Source organism: Herbiconiux sp. L3-i23 (genome assembly GCF_023734115.1).
Lineage (GTDB): Bacteria > Actinomycetota > Actinomycetes > Actinomycetales > Microbacteriaceae > Naasia.
In genome coordinates this window covers 2360231-2380478 of record NZ_AP025737.1, presented here as the reverse complement: position 1 = coordinate 2380478, position 20248 = coordinate 2360231, and the positions used below count along the sequence as shown (strand labels likewise).

Genomic DNA, 20248 nt, shown 5'->3' with positions numbered 1-20248 from the left:
AAGACGCCCCGTTCGGCGGAGAGGGCCAAGCGAACGGCCCGAGCGTTGTCCGATGTCACGATTGCCGGGACGACGTTCTAGGCTGTAACGGTCGCCGAGGGAGCCAACAGTCATCGGCGACACTTCACTCGAGCAGATCCCCGAGGAGGCGCCGTGGGCGATGACGGACGCAGCACTGAGACCGAGACCGTCAGTCTGACCACCCCGGACGGAACCGCGGAGTTCCCGATCCTCCGCAGCGTCGACGGCGCATCGAGCATCGACCTGTCGACGCTGACGAAGCAGACGGGGCTCACCTCGTTCGACCCCGGCTTCGTCAACACCGCGGCGACCCGCTCGGCGATCACCTACATCGACGGCGACCAGGGCATCCTCCGCTACCGCGGGTACCCGATCGAAGAGCTGGCGTCGCACTCGACCTACCTCGAGACCGCGTGGCTGCTGATCTACGGGGAGCTCCCCACTGAGAGCGAGCTGGCCGAGTTCGACGAGCGCATCCGCCGTCACACGCTGCTCCACGAAGACCTCAAGCGCTTCTTCGCCGCCTTGCCGCACACCGCGCACCCCATGTCGGTGCTCTCGTCGGCGGTGTCGGCGCTCTCCACCTACTACGAGGGGTCGCTGAACCCCCGCGACCCCGAGGCGGTCGAGCTGTCGACCATCCGTCTGCTCGCGAAGCTGCCGGTCATCGCCGCGTACGCGCACAAGAAGACGCTGGGACAGGCCTTCCTCTATCCGGACAACTCGCTGAGCTTCGTCGACAACTTCCTGCGCCTCAACTTCGGCACCATGGCCGAGGAGTACGAGGTGAACCCGGTGCTCTCGAAGGCGCTCGAGCGTCTGTTGATCCTCCACGAGGACCACGAGCAGAACGCCTCCACCTCGACGGTCCGTCTCGTCGGGTCGACCGAGGCGAACATGTTCAGCTCCATCTCGGCGGGCATCAACGCCCTGTACGGCCCGCTGCACGGCGGCGCCAACGAGGCGGTGCTCGGCATGCTCGGCCAGATCCGCGACTCCGGTGAGGGTGTCGCGAAGTTCGTCGAGCGGGTCAAGAAGAAGGAGGAAGGCGTCCGGCTGATGGGCTTCGGCCACCGTGTCTACAAGAGTTACGACCCGCGCGCGAAACTCGTGAAAGAGAGCGCCGACGAGGTGCTCGCCTCCCTCGGCATCCACGACGAGCTGCTCGACCTCGCGCAGGAGCTTGAGCAGATCGCGCTCGCCGACGACTACTTCATCGAGCGCAAGCTGTACCCGAACGTCGACTTCTACACGGGTGTCATCTACAAGGCGATGGGCTTCCCGAGCCGCATGTTCACCGTGCTGTTCGCGATCGGACGCCTCCCCGGGTGGATCGCGCACTGGCGTGAGGCGGGCGCCGACAAGGGCACGAAGATCGGCCGTCCCCAGCAGCTCTACGTGGGCCCCCCGGAGCGCCACCTGAACCGCTGACCTGCGGGCCCCGCCCGTTGAGCGCAGCGATACGAAGGGCACAGCGTCAATCCCGGTCGTCGAGTAGGGCCGCCAGCGCCTATCGAGTCCCCCGCGCAAGCGTGCGCGGTGGGCCCAGGCTCGAGTAAGCGAGGAACGAGCGCATCGAGAGCGCAGTCCCGGACGTCGGCGCTGTGGTCTCGATGCGCTCCGCTTACTCGACCCGTCTCGATGCGCTCCGCTTACTCGACGACCGGTGTGCGCACCCCGCCCGTTGAGCGCGGCGATACGAAGAACACGACTCCCGACCCGGTCGTTGAGTAGGCGCGCCAGCGCCGTATCGAAACGGCTCGAGTAGCGAGGGACGAGCGTATCGAGAGCACACCGGCATGGTCTCGGTGCGCTTCGCTTACCCGACCCGTCTCGATGCGCTTCGCTTACTCGACGACCGGGGTGGGCCCGCTCGTTGAGCGAAGCGATACGAAGGGCGCCGGTCGCACCGCAGTGCTGTGGTCTCGATGCGCTTCGCTTACTCGACCCTGGGCCCATGGCGCACGCTTGCGCGGGGGACTCGGTACGCTCCTTCGTCGCTACTCGACGACCGGGGTAGGGCCCGCCCGATGGGCGAAGCGATACGAAGGGCGCCGGTCGCACCGCAGCGCTGTGGTCTCGGTGCGCTTCGCTTACTCGACCCGTCTCGGTGCGCTCCGCTTACTCGACGACCGGTGTGCGCACCCCGCTCGTTAAGCGCAGCGATACGAAGAACACGAGTCCCGACCCGGTCGTCGAGTAGGCGCGCCAGCGCCGCATCGAGAGCGCAGCGCCGACTCCCGTCACACCGGGGCGAGGTCGGGGGCCGGGGAGCGGCGTTCCGCGAGGTAGGCGTGCACCGACGAGATCACGACCGAGCCCTCGCCGACCGCGGAGGCGACCCGCTTCACGGAACCGCGGCGCACGTCGCCGACGGCGAAGACCCCGGGCACGCTCGACTCGTACGGCGTCGGATCGCGGGGGAGATCCCACTCGTCGCCCGCGGAGCGGAGCGCGTCGATGCCCGTCATCACCGAGCCCCACCGGTCACGGCGCACCTCGTCGGGCAGCCAGCCGGTGTGCGGTGCCGCCCCGATCGTGATGAACACCGCGTCGCTCGGCACGGTGGCCCGCTCACCGGTGACCCGGTGGCCGATGACGATGTGATCGAGTCCGCCTTCCCGCGATCCGGCGCCGCCTCCGACGACGCGCGCCCGGGTGACGACATGCACGCCGGCCGCCGCGAGTTCGTCGACGAGATACGCGGACATGCTGTCGGCGAGACGCTCGCCGCGGACGATGAGGGTGACCTGGCGGGCGTACCGCGCCAGGTGCAGGGCGGCCTGTCCCGCGGAGTTGCCGCCGCCGATCACGTGGACGCACTTCCCCGCCTGCCGTTCCGCCTCCGATGCGGAGGCGCCGTAGAAGATCGAGCTGCCGACGAACGGAGCCAAGGCGCCGAGCTCGAGCCGCCGGTACGTCACCCCTGACGCGATCACGACGGCGCGGGCGCGCACCCCGTCGCCGGTCTGGTCTGAGACGAGGAAGTCCGACTCCCACGTCAGCGCCGACGCGCGCCGCGCCAGGGCGAAGCGGGCGCCGAACATCCACGCCTGCTGGTAGGCGCGCTGGGCCAGTTCCGCGCCGGAGACGCCGTGGGGGAAGCCGAGGTAGTTGCGGATGCGGGAACTCGTACCGGCCTGCCCGCCGAGGCTACCGCTCTCGATCACGACGGTGCGAAGCCCCTCGGAGGCGGCGTACACCGCGGCGGCGAGCCCGGCCGGCCCCGCCCCGACGATCGCGACGTCGGCGACGTCCCATTCCGGCAGCCGGGTCGAGAGGCCGAACGCGTCCATCAGCTCCGCGTCGCTCGGGTCGTCGAGCAGCCGGCCGTCCACCAGCCCGACGAGCGGGGCGCCCGCGTAGGCGGTGCCGGCCGCCTGCAGCAGCGCGGCCGCTTCCTCTGACGACGGGGAGACCGCCTTGGGGCGGGCGCCGACACCGGCGACGAGTGCGGCCAGCTCGTGGGTCCGCGGCACATGGTCATCGCCGATGACGGTCGTCCTCGAGACGGTCCCGTCGGCTCGCGCGCTCTCCTGCAGCAGTTCCGTGACGGATCGGTGGAACCCCTCGTCCGGTTCGCTGGTGGGGCGCACGAGGTAGTAGTCGGCATGCCCCGCCGCGGTGAGCGTCAGCACCCGCTCCGTCCACACCGGATCAGCCCACCCGCCCCAGGGGACGAGCACCGCGCGACGCACCCCGGGGAACCGGTCGCGGGCGTGCCGCAGCACGGACTCCGCCGCGCCGTCGGCATCCTCGACGGCGACGATCAGCAACCCGATCCGAGACCCGTCGTCGGCGTCGGCGAGCTCGTCCACCGCCCCGGTGACCGCGTCGAGATCGGGCAGCGCAGTCACGGTGTACTCGCCGCCGTACCGGCGCTCGAGCGCTGCCGTCACCGCGCGGCGCACGGCGTCGTCGGTGCTGCTGAACATGATGACCGTTCGGGTGTCGGCCATGGCGTCCGATGTCATCGGAGCCTCCCATCGACCAGGGTCGGATCGTCGATGAGCCGGAGCGTACTCCCTCGCACGGCGCGCCCGGAACGCCCCTCCTTTTTGCCCCCGGACGGTGGACGCGGCGCTCCCACGAGGCCACACTGTGTGCCATGGACGGGCGGTCCGTGCACCAGGCGACCGCCATCCGCACGCCCGATCGGCGGTTGCGGGTCTTCGTCAGTTCGACGCTCAAAGAGCTCGCCGCGGAACGCCGTTCGGCCCGGTCGGCGCTCGAACGCCTGGGCGCCGCCCCCGTGATGTTCGAGCTGGGCGCGCGCCCGCATCCGCCGCGGGACCTGTACCGGGCTTACCTCGAGCAGAGCGACGTCTTCGTCGGGATCTACTGGCAGAAGTACGGGTGGGTAGCGCCCGGCGAGGAAGTGTCGGGGCTCGAGGACGAGTACAACCTGGTGCCGGCGGAGATGCCGCGACTGATCTACGTCAAGGAGACGACCGAGCGCGAGCCGCGCCTCGTCGCCTTGCTCGATCGGGTGCGTTCCGACGATCGCGCGTCGTTCAAGTACTTCTCGGGCGACGACGAGTTGGCGCAGCTGCTCTCCGCCGACCTGGCGGTGCTTCTCGCGGAAAGGTTCGACGAGAGCCGCCTGCGCCAGGTGAGCGCCGACGACGCGCCTCTCGTCTCCGCTCCCGAGCTGCCGGCCCCGCTCACCGAGACGATCGGACGGGAGCGCGAGATCGCCGCCGTCGCCGACCTGCTGACGGGGCCCGCTCGCCTGGTGACGCTGACCGGGCCGGGCGGGGTCGGCAAGACCCGGGTCGCGCTCGAGGTCGCCCGGACGCTGCGCTCAGAGTTCCCCGGCGGCGTCGCGTTCGTGCCGCTCGGTGCGGTCACCGATCCGGGCCTCGTCGACAGTGTCGTGGCGGGCGCGCTCGGTGTCCGCAACACCGGCGATCTGCCGCTGCGCGACAAGCTGGTGCTCGCCCTGTCCGGTCGTCGGATGCTTCTGGTGCTCGACAACCTGGAGCAGCTCCTCGGCGCGGCCGCGTCGATCTCGGAACTGCTCCAGGTGCTGCCTGGCCTGCGCGTCCTCGTCACCAGTCGGACCCTGCTGCGCGTGGCGGGGGAGCGCAACGTCGAGATCCACCCCCTCGCGCTCGACCGCCCCGACGGTGCGGCGATGTCGCCCGCGGTCGCTCTGTTCATCGATCGGGCGCGCGCGGTGAAACCCGACTTCGAACCGGGAGTCGCGGAGATGGGCGAGATCGACGCCGTCGTCCGTGCGCTCGACGGTCTGCCTCTCGCCATCGAGTTGGCGGCCGCGCAGGCCCGCCTGCTGACCCCGAGGGAGCTGAGGTCGCGGCTGGCGTCGCCACTCGGCGTCGAGGGCGGCGGACGACGCGACCTGCCCGAGCGCCAGCGGACACTGCGCGGCACCGTCGCCTGGAGCGTCGCCCTGCTCGAACCCGCCGAGCGGCAGGCGCTCGAGACGCTGGGCGTGTTCGCCGGACCGTTCTCGCTGGCCGCCGCCGAAGCGGTCGTCGACGCTGGGCTCGCCGTCCTCGCCCAGCTGGGCGCCCTCGTCGACGCGAGCCTGCTGCGTCAGGTCGACGACGGCGACCGGACCCACTTCGTGCTGCTGTCCACGGTGCGCGAGTTCGGGCTCGAGCGCCTCGGCGAGGACGGGACGGTCGACGCCGTGCGGGCGCGGCACGCCGCGTACTACCTCGCCCACGCCGTCGCGATGGAGACGCGGCTCGAGGGGGTCACCCAGCGCGACGCCGTCGACGAGCTGGCCGCCGAGCACGGCAATCTCCGCGCCGCGGTGCTCTTCCTGCTCGACACCGGGGACGCCGACCGCGCCGCCACCCTGGCGTGGGCGCTGTACAGCTACTGGTGGCTCGCCGGGCACCTCGGCGAGGTGCGCGACTGGGCGGAGCGCATGCTCGCCGCCGAGGCGATCTCACCGTTGACGCGCGCGATCGCGCTTTACTTCAGTTGCGCGATCAGCTTCTGGCAGCGCCCGGCCGACTGGATCGAGGCGGGGCTCACCGAGTCGGCCGAGCTCTTCCACCGGGAGGGCGCGCCCGCCGATGAGGCGCTCGCCCTCGTGTCGCTGGCGCTCGCGAAGCTGGCGGTGACCCCGCCCGATCCGCTGGCGGCCGAGCAGATCCTGCGAACCGGGATCAGCCTGTTCCACAGCTCCGGCGACGAATGGGGCGAGGCGATGGCGCTCGTCACGCTCGGCAGGGTGCAGATCGCCCGCGGCGAGATCGCCGAGGCCAATCGAGCCTTCGAGGAGGCGGAGCAGTGCGCCGAGGCGGGCGGCGACGATCTCGGCATCGCGATCGCCGTCAACCACCGCTCCTGGGTGCTGCTCACGACGGGACGGATCGATGAGGCGCGCGTCGCCATGGAGCAGGCCCTCGCGCTCTCGGTGCGCTCCCACCACATGGAGGGCGTGGCCTATGGCCTCGAGGCGTTCGTCGGGCTCGCCGCCGCGACGGGCGACATCGACCGGGCAGGCCGTCTGCTCGGCGCCGCCCAGCTGCTGCGCGAGCAGATCGGCAGCTTCAACCCTGCCGAGTTCATGTTCCACACCGTGCTGATCGATCGGATCCGGGAGAACGGTGGCGGCGACGCCCTCGATGCCGCCTCAAGCGCGGGGCGGCGGATGACGGCGGACGACGCCGTCGACCTCGCCCTCGGACGCGGATCGCCCCCACCGTCCGAGCCGGCGGCGACGGAAGCGCAGCGGGCATGAACGCGGCGGCGAACACGACGGATGAGACCCCGACGCACGACGACATCCGCCTGCTCACGCGGCTCGTAGCGCTCGCCGTTCTGCCGTTCCTGGCCGTCGCAAGCGTCCTGCTCTACGTCTTCGCCGGTGAGACGGAGGCGCTCTTCGCGTGGACCATCGACCCGCCGCTCACCGCCATGCTGCTGGGGTCGGCGTACCTCGGCGGCATCTGGTACTTCCTCGTCGTGCTCCGCGGGCGCGGCTGGCACCGGGTGAAGTACGGGTTCCCCGCCGTCCTCGTCTTCGCCACCCTGCTCGCCGTCGCCACCGTCGTGCACTTCGACCGCTTCCACCACGGCCACATCTCGTTCATCACCTGGGCCTGCGTCTACGCCGTGACGCCCGTGCTGGTGCTCGTCGCGGGACTGCGCAACTGGGGTCGCGACGACGGACGGGCCGACGATGTCGACATGCGCATCCCCGTCGGAGTTCGCACGCTGCTCATCGCGGTCGGTGCCTGCTCGCTCTTCGCCGGGCTCGCACTCTACGCATTCCCGGGCCTCTTCCTCGAGACGTGGGCGTGGCCGATCACGCGGCTGACCGGCCGGGTGATCGGCGCCGTGCTCACCCTGCCCGGCATGGTGAACCTGTGGCTCGTCGTCGATGAACGGTGGAGTGCGTTCCGCCTGCTCCTGCAGGCCGAGATCGTCAGCCTCTGCTTCATGGCGGGCGCCCTCGTGGTCGGCGGGGGAGCGCTCGACTGGAGCCGACCCGCGACGACGCTGTTCGTCGCCGTCATCGCGGCGTCGCTGGTGGTCTTCCTCGGGGTGTACATCCGGTGCGACCGCGGGCGGCACCCTGTCAGCCGCAGGCAGCCTAGAGGTGCAGCGCGGCGTTGAGCGCGATGCCCTCGCCGGAACGGGCCACGGCCTCGACGGCGCCCGTGAGCGAATTGCGTCGGAACAGCAGGTTCGGCACCCCCGACAGCTCGCGCGCCTTCACGACCTGGGCAGACCCGTCCGCCGTCGGGGCCGAGCCTGCGAGCACGACCTTCGTCCCGGCCGTCACGTAGAGGCCCGCCTCGACGACGGTGTCGTCGCCGATCGAGATGCCGATGCCGGAGTTCGCGCCGAGCAGCGCCCGCTCGCCGATGCGGACGCGATCCTTGCCGCCGCCCGACAGGGTGCCCATGATCGAGGCCCCACCGCCGATGTCGGACCCGTCGCCGACGACGACGCCCTGCGAGATCCGACCCTCGACCATCGAGCTGCCGAGCGTGCCGGCGTTGAAGTTCACGAAGCCCTCGTGCATCACCACGGTGCCGGGGGCGAGGTGGGCCCCGAGCCGCACACGGGACGCGTCGGCGATGCGCACGCGCGGGGGAGTGACGTAGTCGCTGAGGCGCGGGAACTTGTCGATGCCCTGCACCTGGATGCCGTGCCGACGCAGGGCGGGAACCGACGTCGCCGCCGTGTCGGGATGCATGGGCCCCGCGGTCGTCCACGCGACGTTCGGCAGCTGCGCGAAGATGCCGTCGAGGTTGAGGTCGTTGGGGCGCACCAGGGTGTGCGAGAGCAGGTGGAGGCGCAGATAGGCGTCGGAGGTCGATGCGGGCGCACGATCGAGGTCGATCTCGACGGTGACCGCCTCGATCCGCACGTCGCGTCGCGGATCGGTTCCCGCGTGCTGCGCGATCGCTGCGGGGACGATCCACCGGTCGCGTCCCGCGGGCAGCTCGCCGAGGGCGGGCTCCGGGAACCAGGTGTCGAGGACGGTTCCGTCGGAGGCGATGGTGGCGAGGCCGTAGCCCCAGGCGGGACGCGCGTTCTTGGTCACGCATCAAGGGTAGTGAAGCTTCCTAAGTAGGGTTGACGGGTGAGCGTCATCGATCTGTCCGCCTCGTCCATCGACATCACGCGCGCCCTCTGCGACATCGACTCGGTGAGCGACCGCGAGGGCCCCCTCGCCGATCTGATCGAGGCGACGGTGCGGCAGTTCCCGCACCTCGACGTGATCCGCTACGGCGACACGATCGTTGCGCGCACCTCGCTCGGCCGCGATCAGCGCGTCGTCATCGCCGGTCACATCGACACGGTGCCGATCAACGGCAACGTCCCGACCCGGTTCGAGACCATCGACGGGGTCGACTACCTGTGGGGTCGCGGCACCGTCGACATGAAGGCGGGCGTCGCCGTGCAGCTGAAGCTCGCCGCCGAACTGGTCGACCCCGTCGTCGACATCACCTGGATCTGGTACGACCACGAAGAGGTCTCCGAGGCCAAGAACGGGCTCAACCGGCTCTCGCAGGCGCACCCCGACCTGCTCGCCGGTGATTTCGCCATCCTCGGCGAGCCGACGCGGTCCGAGATCGAGGGCGGCTGCAACGGCAACCTCCGCGCCGAGATCCGCACTCGCGGACTCCGCTCCCACTCGGCGCGCTCGTGGGTCGGGGACAACGCGATCCACAAGGCGGCGCCCATCCTCGATACGCTCGCCGCCTATCAGGCGCAGGAGGTCGAGGTCGACGGTCTCGTCTACCGCGAAGGCCTCAACGCGGTCGGCATCACGGGCGGAATCGCCGGCAATGTCATCCCCGACGAGTGCATGGTGCACATCAACTACCGCTTCGCTCCCAGCAAGTCGGGCGAGGACGCGGTCGCGCACATCCACGAGCTGTTCGGCGACTACGAGATCGAGATCGTCGACCTCGCCGTCGGCGCCCGTCCCGGGCTCGATGCGCCGATCGCGCAGCAGTTCGTCGCCGCGGTGGGCGGCGAGCCGATGCCGAAGTACGGCTGGACCGATGTCGCCCGCTTCTCGCGGCTGGGCGTCCCCGCGGTGAACTACGGCCCCGGAGATCCGCTGAAGGCGCACGCCGACGACGAACGGGTGCCGCTCGCGCAGATCACCGACTGCGAACGCGGACTGCGCGCATGGCTGTCGGCTCCGACCCGCTGACCTCAGCCCCGCGAGAGCCGCGCGCGGGCGGGCCGCTCGCCGTCGCCGCGCGACACCCGCTTCTGCAGGTCGTCGCCGTCTATCTCGCCGCGCGCGCGTTCACGACGATCGCGATGCTGCTCATCCGCCCGCAGCTGACGCCGGCGTCCCGCGCCGGCGCGAACCCCGGGTTCTTCGAGTACTCCGCGATCTGGGACGGCCAGTGGTACTGGTACATCGCCGCGAACGGCTACCCGGGCCAGCTGCCCCTCGACGCGTCCGGATACGTCGCCGAGAACCAGTGGGCGTTCATGCCGCTCTACCCGGCGATCGTCTCGGCGGTCTCGCTGGTGACGACGCTGGCCTGGCCGGTCGCCGCGTGGCTGGTGTCGATGGGGTTCGGCTTCGGCGCGGCCGTCACGATCTACCGTCTGTTCCGCCTCCGGCAGAGCCACAGGACGGCACTGTTCGGGGTGACCCTCTTCGCGGTGTCTCCGCTGTCGTTCATGCTGCAGATGGCGTACGCGGAGTCGATGCAGCTGTTCTTCCTCGCCCTCGCGCTGTACCTGATGGCGCGGCGCCGCTGGGGTCTGCTCTTCCCGACCATCGCGGTGCTCGCCTTGACCCGCCCGACGGGGCTCGCGCTCGCGCTGGCCCTCGGTCTCTACTGGCTGTACCGGTTCGTGCGGCGCGAGCGCGAAGAGTTCGCGATGCGCGAGCGGATCGTGGTCGCCGCGGTGACCGTGTTCAGCGGGATCACCGGTTTCGCCTGGTTGCTGATCGCCTGGGCGGTGACCGGATCGATCACCGCCTACACCGACACCGAGTTGGCCTGGCGGGCGGCGTGGATCGGGCATCAGCACCTCCTGCCGTTCGCGCCCTGGTTCCAGGCGGCGCCGTTCTGGGTGGGGGAGACGCTCGGCCCGTTCGTTGTCGTCGCGGTGGTGACCGCGTTCGCGGGGGCGCTGTTCCTCCCGCCGGTGCGGCGACTCGGCATCGAGCTACGGCTGTGGCTCGCTTCCTACGGGCTCTACCTCTTCGCCGTGTTCTTCCCGCAGTCGAGCCTGCTCCGGCTGCTGATGCCGATGTTCCCGTTCGCCGCCGCGCTCGCCGAGCCGCGCAACCCGATCTACCGCGTGGGGATCGTCGTCGCGAGCCTCATCCTGCAATTCGCCTGGCTCTACGCGACGTGGGGGCCGGTGTCCCACTGGTGGTCGACGCCCTGACCCCGGCGCGCTACCCCGTGTTTTGGCGGAAGTCGGCGGTCTACGGGATAATGGCTCACATCCTTTCGAAAGGGGAACTCGATGGCCGCAATGAAGCCGAGGACGGGTGACGGGCCGATGGAGGCCGTGAAAGAGGGGCGCCTCATCATCGTGCGCGTCCCGCTCGAGGGCGGGGGACGCCTCGTGGTGTCCGTGAACGACGCCGAGGCGAAGGAGCTGCACGACGCGCTCGCCGCCGTCGTCTCCGCCTGATCCGTTGACTTCTCGAAACGCTCCGAGTGCGTAAGCCTCGGGGCGTTTCGTCGTGCCCGCGCCCTGTATCGGCCGGACCTGTGCTGATTCGCCTCGTACCAGTCGGCCCTGCATGGACCGGCGCTGTGCCGGCCGCTCAGCGCTGATCGCTCAGTGCTGATCGCTCAGCGCGAGACGCTCAGCGTCGGACGAGCTGCAGCAGTCCGCCGCCCGCGGGCGACAGGGCGCTGAGCACCGCGCTCGACGAGGCGACCTCATCGAGCAGGGTGCGGAATCCGGTGGCGATCGCACCGCGCTTCGCGGGGTTCGCGACATCGCCGCCGGCGAGCGCACCGGCGACGAGCACGAGGCCGCCGCGACGCACGAGACGCAGGCCGTGCTCGACGTATTCGATGACGTTCTCGGGGTCGGCGTCGAGGAGCACGAGGTCGTACGACTCCTCGTTCATCCGCGGCAGCACGTCGAGCGCCTTACCGGCGATGAGGCGTACGCGGCCGGTCGCGTAACCGGCCTCGGTGAACGCGGTGCGGGCGACGGCATGGTGGTCGGGGTCCGCGTCGATCGAGGTGAGCGTGGCCTTCGGGGCGCCGCACAGCAGCCAGAGACCCGAGACGCCGGTCCCGGTGCCGATCTCAATGATGGAAGTCGCCTTGGCTGCCGCGCTGAGCAGCGCCAGCTGGGCGCCGACCGCGGGGGACACGGCGTCGATGCCGAGTTCGAGCGCGTGCTGGCGCGCGGCGGCGATCGGCTCGGGCTCGACGACGAGGTCGTCGGCGTACTTCCAGTTGACTTCCTTCTCAGACATCGCCCCCAGCCTATTGGGCGCGGCCGCGTTCCTCCTGGGGAACGGCCGTCGCGGTCCGCACCCGGTCCGGCGGCCTTATTGTTGAGGAGTGTTCGGGCTGACTTTCGAGAAGCTCCTCCTCATCGGAGTGCTCGCCGTCATGCTCCTCGGGCCCGATCGGCTGCCGCAGGCGGCGTCGGCGCTCGGTCGTATGGTGCGCTCGCTGAAGCAGTTCGCCGACGGTGCGAAGACCCGCGTGCGCGACGAGATGGGCCCCGAGTTCGACGAGGTCGACTGGAAGAAGCTCGACCCGCGTCAGTACGACCCGCGCCGGATCATCCGCGAGGCGCTCACCGACGAGGCGCCCGCGCCGGTCAAGCGGGTGAGCCCGTCTGCGCCGCGTCCGGTGCGTCCGCCGGCGTCGGCATCGTCGTCGTCCGAGGGGACGACATCGAGACCCGCCGCGGCGGCGTTCGACTCCGAAGCGACTTAGCCTCCCGTTCTCCTCGCTGTTCGGTCTCCGGGCCTTCCGGCCTCCGGCGTCCGCCACCGCCGCGGATGCGCTGGCGTGGACCGGCCGCGTCGATACACTGCGGCAATGGTCGTCGATGATGCGCCCTCCTCCACCCGTCGGCTCTCGCGCGCGACGATCGTGCGCTACTCGATCGGATCGATTGCGACGGGCGGGTTCGGCACCCTGCCCGGTCTCGTGCTCGTCTACTACCTGACCGACACGCTGGGCGTCGCGGCGCTCGTCGCCGGGCTCGTGGTCGGCCTCGCAAAGGTGTGGGACGTGATCATCGACCCGATCATCGGCACGGCGAGCGACGCCGACCTGCACGCCACCGGCTCTCGGAGGCGCTTCCTCGTGACCGGCGGACTCGCGATCCCGATCCTGTTCGTCGCGACCTTCGCCGTGCCCGGCGGTCTCGGCCCCGACGCGGCGGCGGTGTGGGTGCTCATCGCCTTCGTCGCCACCGCCACCGCGTTCAGCGTCTTCCAGGTGCCCTATATCGCGCTCCCCGCCGAGATCGCGCACGGCTACGACGACCGCACCCGGCTGCTCACTTGGAGGGTCGTGGTGCTCACCTTCGCGATCCTGCTCTTCGGTGCGGGCGGGCCCGTGCTCCGTGGCCTCGGCGGCGACGCCCGCAGTGGTTATCTCGTGATGGCGGTGGTGGCGGGCGCCGTCCTGGCGGCGGGCATGCTCGCGTCCGCGGGAGTGGCGCCCCGCGGGCCGAAGCAGCTCGCCGCGACCCGCCCTCGCACGGTCGACGGATACCGTCGGTCGTTCGCGGTGCTGCGCCGCAGCCGCCCATTCCGGGCGCTGCTCGCGGTCTTCGCCGTGCAGGCGCTGGCGACGGGCATGATGCTCGCCGGTGCGCAGTACGTGGCCACCTGGGTGCTCGACTCCGAAGACGCGGTCACGTTCCTGTTCGTGGCGCTGATCGCCCCGGCGCTGCTGTTCGCACCCGCGTGGGGCGCGGTCGCTCGCCGCGTGGGCAAGGAGCGCGGGTTCGCCCTGGCGAGCATCGTCTTCGCCGTCGCTGCGCTCTCGCTCCTCGCCCTCGCGTGGGCGCCGGGGCCCTGGGTCTACCTGCCGGTCGCGATCGCCGGCGCCGCGTACGCGGGCATGCAGTCCTTGCCGATGGCGATGCTCCCCGACGTGATCGCCGACGACGCGATGGCGAGCGGTCCCGGCTGGGCCGGCGCCTTCGGCGGTGTCTGGACTGCGGGGGAGACCACCGGGATGGCTCTCGGCTCCACCGCCCTCACGCTGGTCCTCGCACTCTCCGGCTACGTCGAGAGCGTCGCGGGCGAGCGCGTGGTCCAATCGCCGGAGGCGGTCTTCGGCATCGTGGTGAGCTTCAGCATCGTCCCCGCGGTGCTGATCGGGCTGAGCCTTCTGGCGCTCAGCCGCTACCGGTTGCGGCGGGGATCACTCGCATCGGAGGGCACCCTGTGACGCAGTTCGAGACGACAGCGGCGAGCGTGCTCGCCCGGCTGCGGAGCCTGCGCGACGACGACGCCCCGACGCACGGCGGTCATGTGCTGAGCTACGTCTACGACTCGGGTCTCGCCGAGATCGACGAGCTCGCCGCGGCGGCGGCTCGGCTGATGCAGCCCGTCAACGGACTCGACCCGACGACGTTCGGGTCGGTCGCGGTGCTCGAGGGCGAGGTGATCGACTTCGCGCGTCGGCTCCTCGGCGGCGACGAGGGCACCGTCGGATCGGTCACGAGCGGCGGCACCGAGAGCTGCCTGCTCGCGGTCAAGACCGCACGTGACATGTGGCGGGCGAACGGCGGGGTCGGGACTCCGCGGATCGTGGCTCCGACCACCGTGCACGCCGCCTTCCACAAGGCGGCGCACTACTTCGGGCTCCACCTCGACCTCGTGCCCGTGTCCGCGCGCACGGGCAGCGTCGAGGTCGCGCAGGTCGTCGAGCGGCTCGGTCCCGATGCGGCGCTGGTCGTCATCTCTGCGCCCTCGTATCCCTTCGCCGCCCTCGACCCGATCGGGGACGTGGCGGCGATCTGCGCGGAGCGCGGCATCGGGTGCCACGTCGACGCGTGCATCGGCGGCTTCGCGCTGCCCTTCGACGACACCCTGCCCGCGTGGGACCTGCGGGTCCCCGGCGTCACTAGCCTGTCGGCCGATCTGCACAAGTACGGCTACGCACCCAAGGGCGCGAGCGTGCTGCTGCACCGGAGCGCGTCGACCCATCACGCGCAGTTCTTCGCGACCAGCCGGTGGCCTGGCTACCCGGTCGTCAACGCGACGATGTTGGGCTCGAAGTCCGCCGCTGCGCTCGCCGCGGCCTGGGCGATCATCCAGGTGCTCGGCGCGGCCGGCTTCGCCGAGCTGGCAGCGCGCAGCCGACGAGCGACCGACGCCCTGCTCGAGACCATCGACGGCATCGACGGTCTTACAGTCGTCGGCGCTCCGGTCGGTCCACTGTTCGCGGTCGCCGCCGACCCTTCGGTGCCCTCCGGCCGCCGGGTCGACCCGCACCGCTTCGCCGATGCCGCGCGACGACTCGGCTGGCTGCTGCAGCTGCAGCCCGGGTTCGCGCAGGACGGCGGCGAGCGGCTCCCGGCCACGACGCACCTCACCGTCACCCCGGTGACCGAGAGTGTGCTCCCCGAGTTGACTGCCGCGCTCGTGCAGGCCGCCGACTCTGTGCGCGGTCTGCCCGCGGTCGATGCGACGGACGCGATGGATGCTCTCGGGGGAGACGTCGCCGCGGCGCTCGACGGGCCGCTGCCCGATCAGCTCGCGCCGCTGCTCGCCCTCGTCGAGGCGCTGCCGCCCGAGCAGGTCGAAGGGCTGCTGGTGCGGCTCATCGCCTCGGTGACGACGCCGCGATGAGCCCGTTGGTCGCGGCGATGATCGACGCCTCCTCCTCGAGCATCCGAAGGATCAGCTGAACCGACGGCCGCTCGGCGCGGTCGGGGCGGGTCAGCACGCTGATGTGGCGCTCGACGGTGACGCCCTTCAGCGGCCGGGTGCCGATGGCGGTCTTCGTCGAGCCGGCGGTGAACCGGGGGAGGATCGCGACTCCGTGCCCTGCGTCGACGAGCGCTTCGACGATGCGGGTGTCCGCGAAACGCTGGAGCACGCGCGGGGGTTCGCCCGTGATCTCTTCGATCTCGATCAGGACCTGTTGGAACGGCATGTCGAGCGGGACCCCGATCCACGGCTCGCCGACGAGGTCGGCGGGCTTCAGGACGTCCTTCTCGAGCAGGCGGTGTCCGGGCGGGAGCGCGATATCGAGGGGCTCGGACATCAGCTCGGTGACCTGCAGGCCGCTACCACGCCACGCGCGCGGCCCGGTCGGCGAGTGCGCGAGGACGAGGTCGAAGTCCTGGGCGAGCGTCGCGAAGCCTTCGAGGGTGGGGTCGTGGTCGGCGACCACGAGTCGGACGTTGGGGTGCTCGACCACACGCCGCAGCAGTCCGGGGAGGAACATCTGACCGGCCGTCGGGAACGTCGCGAGCGTCACGACACCGCTCGGGGTGCCCATGTACTCCGACCACAGCGCCTCGGCCCGCTCCATCGCCACCGCGATGTCGGTCGCCGTGCGCGCGAGGGCGCGGCCCGCCTCGGTGAGCTTGATGCCGCGCCCGTGCCGTTCGGTGAGCGCGGTGCCGATCTCCCGCTCCAGCACCTTCAACTGCTGGGACACGGCGGAGGGGGTACGATGCGTCGCCGTGGCGACCGCTCCGACGCTTCCGCGTTCGGCCAACTCGCGCAGCAGTTCCAGTCGTCGCACGTCCATGGCACGACTCTACAACGGTGAAGTGCGTCTAATGAGTCGGCATAGAACTATGAGATTGTCCTAAACAGACAGAAGCGGTTCACTATGGATTGCGTCGGCTTTCGAACGGCGCTGACGCCCGGCATCTCCGGGTGACCGTGGAGGGTTCCTCGTCATGATCGCATCCGTCGTTCTCGCTCTGTTCGGCCTTCTCGCCGCCACCGGCGCCGTTGCGACCGTGCTGGTCACCGCCCGCGACGGCTACCGTCGCATCCCCACCCGCCGCGTCTGAGTCGCGCCGAGCGAACCGCTGACGCCGGGTCGGCGTCAGCGCGGTGACAGCGGCAGCGCCTTGCCCGCGAGGCTCGACTTCCTGACCGCGAGCGAGTCGGCGATCCGCAGGATCTCCTTCGCCGCCGGATCCTCCGGATCGGTGAGGACGATCGGCCGTCCGGTGTCGCCGCCGGTGCGGAGGTCGACGCTCAGCGGGATCGAACCGAGCAGGGGAACGTCCTCGCCGCCCGCCGAGAGTCGCCGTGCCGTCTCGGCGCCGCCGCCGCTGCCGAAGAGCTCGAGGATCGAGCCGTCGGGCTGAGGCAGCCCCGCCATGTTCTCGATGACGCCGACGACCTTCTGGCCGGTCTGGCGCGCGACGGTGCCCGAGCGTTCTGCCACATCCGCCGCCGCGTTCTGCGGGGTCGTGACCACGAGTACCTCGGCGTTCGGAAGCAGCTGGCCGACGGAGATCGCGACGTCGCCGGTGCCCGGTGGCAGGTCGAGCAGCAGGACGTCGAGGTCGCCGAAGAAGACGTCGGTGACGAATTGGGCGACGGTGCGGTGCAGCATCGGGCCGCGCCACGCGACCGCCTGTCCGCGCTGCTCGGGCGTGAGGAACATCCCGATCGAGATGACCTTCACCCCATGGGCGACGGGAGGCAGCATGAGCTCGCCGACCTTCGTCGGCGTCGCGTCGGGGTCGACGCCCAGGATGCCGGGGATCGAGAAGCCGTAGACGTCGGCGTCGATCAGCCCGACGGCGAGGCCGCGCGAGGCGAGCGCGACCGCCAGGTTGGCGGTGAGGGTCGACTTGCCGACGCCGCCCTTGCCGCTGGTCACGGCGAAGACGCGGGTCAACGATTCGGGCCCGAACCGCGAACCGCGGGGCCGGCTGCCACGGAGCCGCGACGTGAGGTCGGTGCGCTCCTTCGGTGTCATCACGGTGACGTCGACGGTCGCCGCGCTGACCCCGTCGACCGACGCGACGGCCTGGTGCACGTCGCGTTCGATGCGGTCGGCGGCGGGGCAGCCGACGATGGTGAGCCGCACCTCGACGTCGGCGCGGCCGGCGTCGTCGACGGCGATGCCGCCGACCATGCCGAGGTCGACGATCGACTTGCGGATCTCGGGGTCGATGACCCCGCGCAGCCTCTCGCGGATCGCCGTGACGAGCGGCGCCTCGGGAACGGTCTGGTCGATGCTCATCAGGCGTCTCCGAGTCGGGTGTCGGCGACCCGGCGCACCGGTGCGCCACCCTCGGCGTCGGCGGGATCGTCGGCGACCGCGGTGAGGGCGTCGTCGCGCTTGTCCAACTCCTCGAGCAGCGCGCGCAGCTCGGCGCGGATGAAGTCCTTCGACGCCATGTCACGGACCAGCAGGCGCAGCGCCACGACCTCGCGTGCGAGGTACTCGGTGTCGGCGAGGTTGCGTTCGGCGCGCTGACGGTCCTGCTCGATCTGCACGCGGTCGCGGTCGTCCTGCCGGTTCTGCGCCAGCAGGATCAGCGGCGCCGCGTACGACGCCTGCAACGACAGCACGAGGGTGAGGGCGGTGAATCCGATCGCCGCGTCGTCGAACCGCCAGCCCTGCGGGGCGTAACTGTTGAACGCCATCCAGAGGATGACGAACAGCGACAGGAACAGCAGGAACGCCGGGGTGCCCATGGCCCGCGCGACGAACTCGGTGAAGCGGCCGAATCGGTCGCGGCTGATCCGGTTGCCGCGGCGGGCGCTCGCGCGGAGGCCCTTGGGGGAGTCGAGCGCGTAGTCGCGATCGGCGCGGGGCGCCTGCTCAGGACGTGCCATCGGTGCGCCTCCTCGTGGTCGTGACGGACGGGACTCTGCGTGCGGCGGCGGCGCGCGAACGCACCTGCCGCGACGATCTGCCGCCGCGCCAATCGTCGGGCAGCAGATGGTCGAGCACGTCGTCGATCGTCACGACCCCGAGCAGGCGGTTGTTCGCGTCGACGACGGGCACGCTCACGAGGTTGTAGCTCGCGAGGATCCTGGTGACCTCGGAGGCAGGGGCGTCGGCGGTGACGGGGTCGAGCGACGGGTCGACGAGCGTGCCGAGACGCTCGGCCGGCGGGTAGCGCAGCATCCGCTGGAAGTGCACCATGCCGAGGAAACGCCCGGTCGGCGGCTCGTACGGCGGCAGTGTCACGCACACCGCGGCGCCGAGGGCGGGGGCGAGCTCGTGGCGGCGGATGAGCGCGAGCCCCTCGGCGACGGTCGCGTCGGCCGAGAGGATGATCGGCTCGGGGGTCATCAGACCACCCGCGGTGTCGGGCGCGTACTCGAGCAGCTTGCGCACGTCATCGGCCTCTTCGGGCTGCATCAGGTCGAGCAGCGCCTCACCGCGCTCCTCGGGCAGCTGCGCGATGAGGTCGGCGGCGTCGTCGGGCTGCATGGCGTCGAGGACGTCGGCGGCGCGTTCGTCGCCGAGCCGGGCGAGGATGCGCACCTGCTCGCTCTCGGGCATCTCCTCGAGCACGTCGGCGAGACGCTCGTCGGGGAGCTCGTGGGCGACCTCGACCATGCGCTTGTCGGGCAGGTCGAGCAGGGTGCTCGCGAGGTCGGCGGGCTTCATGTCCGAGTAGGTGGCGATCAGCTGCGCCGCGGACTGGTTCTCGCCCTTCGCGGCGCGCTCGCGCACCTCGTTCCAGGTGACGAACGCCGTCTGACCCTTTGCGAACGGGCTGGCGCTCGTCTTCGGCTTGCGCACGAAGAGCTGGGCGACCTCCCACTCGCCGGGGGCCGACTCCTCGATCGAGACGTCCTCGATGGTGGCCTCGCCGCTGCCGTCGGTGAGGACCACGCGGCGGCCGAGCATCTCGGCGATGATGCGCACCTCGCTGGTGCGCTGCTCGAAGCGGCGGACGTTGATGAGGCCGGTGGAGATGATCTGCCCGGAGCTGATGCTCGTCACGCGGCCGATCGAGAGGAACACGCGGCGCTTGCCGGGGATCTCGACGACGAGCCCCACGACCTGCGGCGGCTCGGTGCGGCGGTAGACGACGACGAGGTCGCGGACTTTGCCGAGCCGGTCGCCCTGAGGGTCGAAGACGGTGCGGCCGACCAGTCGCGCCACGAAGATCCTGACCGCACTCATACCGTCAAATCTACTCGCCGGGATCGGACGGACGTCGCGAACCGCGCGAGCCGACGCATGACGAACGCAGAGCGTTCACTCGGACCGCTCCCTGTCGGGTTCGGCGCGCGTCGGGCAGAATGTCAGGCATGTCCACGCCGAACGCACCCCTGGGCGCCCGTCGTCCGCTCCAGCCGTCGCTGCCGAAGGGCGAGGAGGTCGCGAGCTACGACACCTACGCCGAGGCGCAGCAGGCGGTCGACGCTCTCGTGAAGGCGGACTTCCCGGTGAAGGAGGTCTCGATCGTCGGCAACGACCTGAAGAGCGTCGAGCGGGTCACCGGCAAGCTGACCTGGGGGCGCGCCGCCGGTGCCGGTGCGATCTCGGGACTCTGGCTCGGTCTGTTCTTCGGCGTCGTCCTGCTGCTGTTCACGCCGGAGGCGGCGGGCGCGCTGACGGCCGCGATCGGGGCGGCGCTGATCGGCGCCGCGTTCGGAATGCTGTTCGGCATCGGCAGCTACGCGATCACCCGGCGGGTGCGCGACTTCACCTCGACCCAGACGGTGCTCGCGAGCAGCTACGTCCTGGTCGTCAACCCCGACAGCGCGGGCCGCGCCCGCAACCTCCTGGGCACCGCCCCCACCCTCTAGGGTCCGCCACCCCCGCGAGCGCGGTGTGTTGCTCCCAGCGCGGGTGTTTAT

Annotated in this window: 17 protein-coding genes; 10 read left to right on the top strand and 7 right to left on the bottom strand. The window is 70.9% G+C overall.

Features of this window, described 5'->3' with window-relative positions:
• The first annotated feature begins 153 nt into the window (after positions 1 to 153).
• Entirely contained in the window at positions 154 to 1452 is a 1299-nt protein-coding gene (locus tag NGH83_RS11315; protein WP_251856356.1) for a citrate synthase, read from the top strand.
• Positions 1453 to 2264: 812 nt separating this feature from the next.
• Here the strand turns inward: NGH83_RS11315 and NGH83_RS11310 are convergent.
• Positions 2265 to 3995 (bottom strand): FAD-dependent oxidoreductase, encoded by a 1731-nt coding sequence (locus tag NGH83_RS11310; protein WP_251856355.1) that lies wholly within the window; start codon positions 3993 to 3995, stop codon positions 2265 to 2267.
• Between the two features lie 134 nt (positions 3996 to 4129).
• Between NGH83_RS11310 and NGH83_RS11305 the strand changes: the two genes are divergently transcribed.
• Both NGH83_RS11305 and NGH83_RS11300 read left to right on the top strand, forming a co-directional pair.
• Positions 4130 to 6742, top strand: coding sequence for a DUF4062 domain-containing protein (locus NGH83_RS11305; RefSeq protein WP_251856354.1), 2613 nt, complete (start codon positions 4130 to 4132; stop codon positions 6740 to 6742).
• Positions 6739 to 7620: a hypothetical protein gene (locus NGH83_RS11300; protein ID WP_251856353.1), complete on the top strand. Its 882-nt coding sequence runs from the start codon at positions 6739 to 6741 to the stop codon at positions 7618 to 7620. Before NGH83_RS11305 ends, NGH83_RS11300 begins: the two co-directional genes overlap by 4 nt.
• Here NGH83_RS11300 and dapD read toward each other — a convergent pair.
• Entirely contained in the window at positions 7598 to 8557 is a 960-nt protein-coding gene (gene dapD, locus NGH83_RS11295; RefSeq protein ID WP_251856352.1) for a 2,3,4,5-tetrahydropyridine-2,6-dicarboxylate N-succinyltransferase, read from the bottom strand. The two genes, NGH83_RS11300 and dapD, sit on opposite strands and share 23 nt — an antisense overlap.
• A gap of 39 nt (positions 8558 to 8596) precedes the next feature.
• Between dapD and dapE the strand changes: the two genes are divergently transcribed.
• The 3 genes from dapE to NGH83_RS11280 all read left to right on the top strand — a co-directional run bounded on the left by dapE (position 8597) and on the right by NGH83_RS11280 (position 11136).
• Positions 8597 to 9679, top strand: coding sequence for a succinyl-diaminopimelate desuccinylase (gene dapE, locus NGH83_RS11290; RefSeq protein WP_251856351.1), 1083 nt, complete (start codon positions 8597 to 8599; stop codon positions 9677 to 9679).
• Positions 9655 to 10884, top strand: a complete 1230-nt coding sequence (locus tag NGH83_RS11285) for a hypothetical protein (RefSeq protein WP_251856350.1) — start codon at positions 9655 to 9657, stop codon at positions 10882 to 10884. Before dapE ends, NGH83_RS11285 begins: the two co-directional genes overlap by 25 nt.
• A gap of 81 nt (positions 10885 to 10965) precedes the next feature.
• Positions 10966 to 11136 carry a DUF3117 domain-containing protein gene (locus NGH83_RS11280; protein ID WP_082474055.1) on the top strand — a complete coding sequence of 57 codons (171 nt, stop codon included), beginning with the start codon at positions 10966 to 10968 and terminating at the stop codon, positions 11134 to 11136.
• Positions 11137 to 11314: 178 nt separating this feature from the next.
• Here NGH83_RS11280 and NGH83_RS11275 read toward each other — a convergent pair whose 3' ends face one another.
• On the bottom strand, positions 11315 to 11941 hold the full coding sequence (locus tag NGH83_RS11275; protein ID WP_251856349.1) for an O-methyltransferase: 627 nt from the start codon (positions 11939 to 11941) through the stop codon (positions 11315 to 11317).
• An 88-nt stretch (positions 11942 to 12029) separates the two neighbouring features.
• Here NGH83_RS11275 and NGH83_RS11270 point away from each other — a divergent pair, with 88 nt between their 5' ends.
• From NGH83_RS11270 to NGH83_RS11260, 3 genes are all read left to right on the top strand, one after another.
• Positions 12030 to 12413, top strand: a complete 384-nt coding sequence (locus NGH83_RS11270; protein WP_251856348.1) for a twin-arginine translocase TatA/TatE family subunit — start codon at positions 12030 to 12032, stop codon at positions 12411 to 12413.
• 105 nt (positions 12414 to 12518) lie between these two features.
• Positions 12519 to 13886: an MFS transporter gene (locus NGH83_RS11265; RefSeq protein ID WP_251856347.1), complete on the top strand. Its 1368-nt coding sequence runs from the start codon at positions 12519 to 12521 to the stop codon at positions 13884 to 13886.
• The gene (locus NGH83_RS11260) at positions 13883 to 15292 is read left to right on the top strand and encodes an aminotransferase class V-fold PLP-dependent enzyme (RefSeq protein WP_251856346.1); all 1410 of its coding nucleotides are present in this window, start codon (positions 13883 to 13885) and stop codon (positions 15290 to 15292) included. The genes NGH83_RS11265 and NGH83_RS11260 overlap by 4 nt, the downstream gene beginning before the upstream one ends.
• On the opposite strand, the gene NGH83_RS11255 is transcribed toward NGH83_RS11260, so the two are convergent.
• The 4 genes from NGH83_RS11255 to NGH83_RS11240 form a co-directional block, all read right to left on the bottom strand.
• The gene (locus NGH83_RS11255; RefSeq protein ID WP_251856345.1) at positions 15264 to 16202 is read right to left on the bottom strand and encodes a LysR family transcriptional regulator; all 939 of its coding nucleotides are present in this window, start codon (positions 16200 to 16202) and stop codon (positions 15264 to 15266) included. The genes NGH83_RS11260 and NGH83_RS11255 overlap by 29 nt on opposite strands.
• A 306-nt stretch (positions 16203 to 16508) precedes the next feature.
• Positions 16509 to 17663 (bottom strand): Mrp/NBP35 family ATP-binding protein, encoded by a 1155-nt coding sequence (locus tag NGH83_RS11250; protein WP_251856344.1) that lies wholly within the window; start codon positions 17661 to 17663, stop codon positions 16509 to 16511.
• The gene (locus tag NGH83_RS11245; RefSeq protein WP_251856343.1) at positions 17663 to 18262 is read right to left on the bottom strand and encodes a DUF1003 domain-containing protein; all 600 of its coding nucleotides are present in this window, start codon (positions 18260 to 18262) and stop codon (positions 17663 to 17665) included. The genes NGH83_RS11250 and NGH83_RS11245 overlap by 1 nt, the downstream gene beginning before the upstream one ends.
• Entirely contained in the window at positions 18249 to 19568 is a 1320-nt protein-coding gene (locus tag NGH83_RS11240) for a magnesium transporter MgtE N-terminal domain-containing protein (protein WP_251856342.1), read from the bottom strand. Before NGH83_RS11240 ends, NGH83_RS11245 begins: the two co-directional genes overlap by 14 nt.
• Positions 19569 to 19696: 128 nt before the next feature.
• On the opposite strand from NGH83_RS11240, the gene NGH83_RS11235 reads away from it, so the two are divergent.
• Positions 19697 to 20197 (top strand): general stress protein, encoded by a 501-nt coding sequence (locus tag NGH83_RS11235; protein WP_251856341.1) that lies wholly within the window; start codon positions 19697 to 19699, stop codon positions 20195 to 20197.
• The last annotated feature ends 51 nt before the right edge of the window (positions 20198 to 20248 follow it).

Excerpts from the sequence above, each read along its gene's own strand:
- NGH83_RS11310 (WP_251856355.1), bottom strand. The coding sequence starts at position 3,995 with ATGACATCGGACGCCATGGCCGACACCCGAACGGTCATCATGTTCAGC.
- NGH83_RS11305 (WP_251856354.1), top strand. The coding sequence starts at position 4,130 with ATGGACGGGCGGTCCGTGCACCAGGCGACCGCCATCCGCACGCCCGAT.
- NGH83_RS11300 (WP_251856353.1), top strand. The coding sequence starts at position 6,739 with ATGAACGCGGCGGCGAACACGACGGATGAGACCCCGACGCACGACGAC.
- NGH83_RS11285 (WP_251856350.1), top strand. The coding sequence starts at position 9,655 with ATGGCTGTCGGCTCCGACCCGCTGACCTCAGCCCCGCGAGAGCCGCGC.
- NGH83_RS11280 (WP_082474055.1), top strand. The coding sequence starts at position 10,966 with ATGGCCGCAATGAAGCCGAGGACGGGTGACGGGCCGATGGAGGCCGTG.
- NGH83_RS11275 (WP_251856349.1), bottom strand. The coding sequence starts at position 11,941 with ATGTCTGAGAAGGAAGTCAACTGGAAGTACGCCGACGACCTCGTCGTC.
- NGH83_RS11265 (WP_251856347.1), top strand. The coding sequence starts at position 12,519 with ATGGTCGTCGATGATGCGCCCTCCTCCACCCGTCGGCTCTCGCGCGCG.
- NGH83_RS11255 (WP_251856345.1), bottom strand. The coding sequence starts at position 16,202 with ATGGACGTGCGACGACTGGAACTGCTGCGCGAGTTGGCCGAACGCGGA.
- NGH83_RS11250 (WP_251856344.1), bottom strand. The coding sequence starts at position 17,663 with ATGAGCATCGACCAGACCGTTCCCGAGGCGCCGCTCGTCACGGCGATC.
- NGH83_RS11245 (WP_251856343.1), bottom strand. The coding sequence starts at position 18,262 with ATGGCACGTCCTGAGCAGGCGCCCCGCGCCGATCGCGACTACGCGCTC.
- NGH83_RS11240 (WP_251856342.1), bottom strand. The coding sequence starts at position 19,568 with ATGAGTGCGGTCAGGATCTTCGTGGCGCGACTGGTCGGCCGCACCGTC.
- NGH83_RS11235 (WP_251856341.1), top strand. The coding sequence starts at position 19,697 with ATGTCCACGCCGAACGCACCCCTGGGCGCCCGTCGTCCGCTCCAGCCG.